General features: G+C 70.5%; 4 protein-coding genes. 3 read left to right on the top strand and 1 reads right to left on the bottom strand.

Annotated elements, in window-relative coordinates; translation table 11 throughout:
- Positions 1-126: 126 nt before the first annotated feature.
- Positions 127-810, bottom strand: coding sequence for an endonuclease III (gene nth / locus SACSA_RS0100270; protein WP_019812554.1), 684 nt, complete (start codon positions 808-810; stop codon positions 127-129).
- A gap of 201 nt (positions 811-1,011) precedes the next feature.
- Between nth and SACSA_RS0100275 the strand changes: the two genes are divergently transcribed.
- The 3 genes from SACSA_RS0100275 to SACSA_RS20815 form a co-directional block, all read left to right on the top strand.
- On the top strand, positions 1,012-1,260 hold the full coding sequence (locus tag SACSA_RS0100275; protein WP_019812556.1) for a hypothetical protein: 249 nt from the start codon (positions 1,012-1,014) through the stop codon (positions 1,258-1,260).
- Positions 1,261-1,478: 218 nt separating this feature from the next.
- Positions 1,479-2,153 (top strand): Crp/Fnr family transcriptional regulator, encoded by a 675-nt coding sequence (locus SACSA_RS0100280; protein WP_019812557.1) that lies wholly within the window; start codon positions 1,479-1,481, stop codon positions 2,151-2,153.
- A 547-nt stretch (positions 2,154-2,700) separates the two neighbouring features.
- A partial coding sequence (locus SACSA_RS20815) for an MFS transporter (protein ID WP_019812558.1) occupies positions 2,701-3,344 on the top strand: 644 nt, incomplete at its 3' end.

Genomic DNA, 3,344 nt, shown 5'->3' on the forward strand with positions numbered 1-3,344 from the left:
CGGCCGCGCCGGGGGAACCGGACGGCGGACCGGGGTCATCACCGGTGCCGTCGGTGCGCGGCAGCAGGGCCACCAGCAGCGCGAGGGCGAGCGCGCCCACCGCGAGGGCCCACCTCGTCGCCCGTGTCACGACTCCGTCACCAGCTCCAGGATGTGCTCTCGCTCCGGTCCCCTGACCAACGCGGCTGCGGTGTCGAAGTCGGTCGGGCCCGCACCGTAGGACGGGCAGTCCCGGGCCAGCGGACAGGCGCCGCACGCGGGCTTGCGGGAGTGGCACACCCGCCGGCCGTGGAAAATCACGCGGTGGGACAGCGTGGTCCACTCCTTGCGCGGGAAGAGCGCGCCGATCTCGTGCTCGACCGCGACGGGGTCGTCGCCGTCGGTCCAGCCCCAGCGCCGGACCAGCCTGCCGAAGTGGGTGTCCACGGTGATACCCGGCACCGCGAACGCCTCCCCGAGCACCACGTTGGCCGTCTTGCGTCCGACACCGGGCAGCTTCACCAGCGCGTCGAGGTCACCGGGCACCTCGCCGTCGTGGCGTTCGAGCAGGGCGGCGCCCAGCTTCATCAGCGACGTGGCCTTGTTCCGGAAGAATCCGGTCGGCCGCAGCAGCTCCTCCAGCTCCGCGCGGTCGGCACCGGCGTAGTCGGCCGCCCGGGGATACCGGGCGAACAGGCCCGGGGTGACCTGGTTGACCCGTTCGTCCGTGGTCTGCGCCGACAGGATGACGGCCACCAGGAGTTCCAGCGGAGTGGTGAAGTTCAGCTCGCAGTGCGCGTTTGGATAGGTCGCATCGAGGCAACGCTTCATACGCCGCGCGCGTCTGACCAACGACAACCGGCTCTGTTCGGCGAACGCTCGCCCCCCTCGGGGGGCCCGACCCACGGACGAGGACACCCCGCTAGCCTACGTGCGCCGTCGGATCGCCGAAGACACGTGTTTCGCCGACGTCGGGTCACCGCCGAGCGTGGCACGACGACGAGCCGGGCGTGACTATTGATCGGGAGTGATATGACCGTCTGGTTCGTGATCCTCGTGCCGCTCGTGGTGATGCTGTTCGCGCTGTTCATGGAGCGGGTTGAGAACCGGCTCCGGCACGTGTCGGTGCGCGGCGAGGACGTCGAGGAGTTCCTCGAACAAGCGCGTCCGGACGAGGTGAAGGCCCTCTACGGGCACGGCATCGGCCGCGCGCTCGAACTGTTCCGGCTGCGGCGGCTCGCCGGGAAGGCCAGGGGCAGAAACCGAGGGCCCCGGGGTTAGGCTTGCCAGTCGGACGGGATTGGCCCCCCTGAGTTTCTCAACAGGTGGTATGCGGTCGCGCGCGCACCGTGCGCGAGGCCGGTTACCGGCTGTCCGGAGACGGCTCCGACGGGCCGAACGGGGAGCGATCCCGGGGGCACGCCCTACACTGCATGTAGTGATCGGCGGCATCCTCCTCCACCCGGAGGCCGGTTGCCGCTACCCGAAGGAGGCACGAGGTGGACGAGACCCTGGCCCGCGCGGGCATCTTCCAGGGTGTGGAACCGGCGGCGGCCGAGGCGCTCGCGCAGACCTTGGAGACAGTGGAATTTCCCCGGGGCCACGTGATCTTCAACGAGGGCGAGCCCGGTGACAAGCTGTACATCATCAAGTCCGGCAAAGTGAAGATCGGCCGCAAGTCCGCCGACGGGCGCGAGAACCTGTTCCAGATCATGGGGCCCTCCGACATGTTCGGCGAGCTGTCGATCTTCGACCCCGGCCCGCGCACATCGACCGCCACGACGGTGACCGAGGTGAGCTCGGTCACGATGGACCGGCCCGCGCTGCGGCAGTGGATCTCGACGCGACCGGAGATCGCCGAGCAACTCCTGCGCGTGGTCGCCCGGAGGCTGCGCAGGACCAACAACATGGTCGCCGAGCTGATCTTCACCGACGTCCCCGGCCGCGTGGCCCGCGCGCTGCTCCAGCTCGCGCAGCGGTTCGGCAGCCAGGAGGCGGGCCTGCTGCGGGTCACCCACGACCTCACGCAGGAGGAGATCGCCCAGTACGTCGGCGCCTCCCGGGAGACGGTGAACAAGGCACTCGCCGACTTCGCCCACCGGGGCTGGCTGCGGCTGGAGGGCAAGAGCGTGCTCATCCTCGACCCGGAGCGGCTGGCCCGGCGCGCACGCTGAGCGAGCGTCGCCGCCGTGCCACGGTGATCCGACGGGGCGAGCACACCCGCGAACGACACGAACAAGGGGCCGGGCGCCACCCCCGACGTGGCACTGTCCGGCCCCTTGTCCGTTCGCGCGGACCGTCCCCCGACCGCCCGCGCTCCCCGCCCTCCGGTATAGGCCCCGACCCGAAACCCGGAGGGAGTCCGCGTCGCGCCCCTCGATTCGCGCGCTGCACCAGTGGTGCCGTGCGCTGACGTGGGCGCGGTGTTCAGATGTCTTCGATTCCGACGTCCACCGTCTCCACGATGGGCGTGCCTACGATGGTCCGCTTCCGAGAACGTCGGGACTAGGGTCCCATGACCCCTACCCTCCGCCTCAAGTGTGTTCACCCTCAAAGACGCGTAGGGCGCGCGGATGATGCCCCGATCCAGGGGACCGTTATCCATCCGATACTTAACTACCCGTCCGAGTGCAGATTACACGCCCCAAGAGTGAATTTCGCCCGATTCGTCCGGACGAAAAAACTGGTACTGACGTACCAGCCACGGGCATACTGGTACGCATGTCCCACTCCGCTGCCGACGGCCGCACGACCCCGGCCGACTACCGACGCGCACTGAGCACGCCCGGGGTGCGGTGGCCCGCGATCGCCTCGGCCCTCGCCCGGCTACCCATCGCGATGATCGGCATCTCGGCTCTGCTGTTCGTGCGGCACCGCACCGGGGACTTCGCCGTCGCCGGCCTGGTGTCGGCGAGCACGCTCGTCGGCGTGTCGATCGGCTCGGTCGCGCAGGGCAGGCTCATCGACCGCTTCGGCCCGACCCGCCCCCTGCTGCTCACCACGGCCCTGTTCGCGGCGGTGATGGCCACCCTCGTGGTCGCCATCGAGCGCGGGGCCGCCACCCCGCTGCTCGCGGCCGCGGCGTTCGGCATCGGGATCACCGAGCCGATGACCGGATCGGCCTCACGCGCGCTGTGGGGCAGACTGCTGCCGTCCGGCCCCGTACGGGACGCGGCACTGGCCTACGAGGCGATCAGCATGGAGGTGTTCTTCATCCTCGGCCCCGGTCTCGCGGGTGTGCTCGTGACCGCGCCCTGGCCGGGCACCGGCATGGTCGCGGGTGCGGTCTGCATGGTCACCGGCGCGCTGGCATTCGCGCTGAGCCCGCCCGTGCGCCGCTGGGGGCCGAGCACCGGGGCACGCCC

The sequence above is a fragment of the Saccharomonospora saliphila YIM 90502 genome, from assembly GCF_000383795.1.
GTDB lineage: Bacteria > Actinomycetota > Actinomycetes > Mycobacteriales > Pseudonocardiaceae > Saccharomonospora > Saccharomonospora saliphila.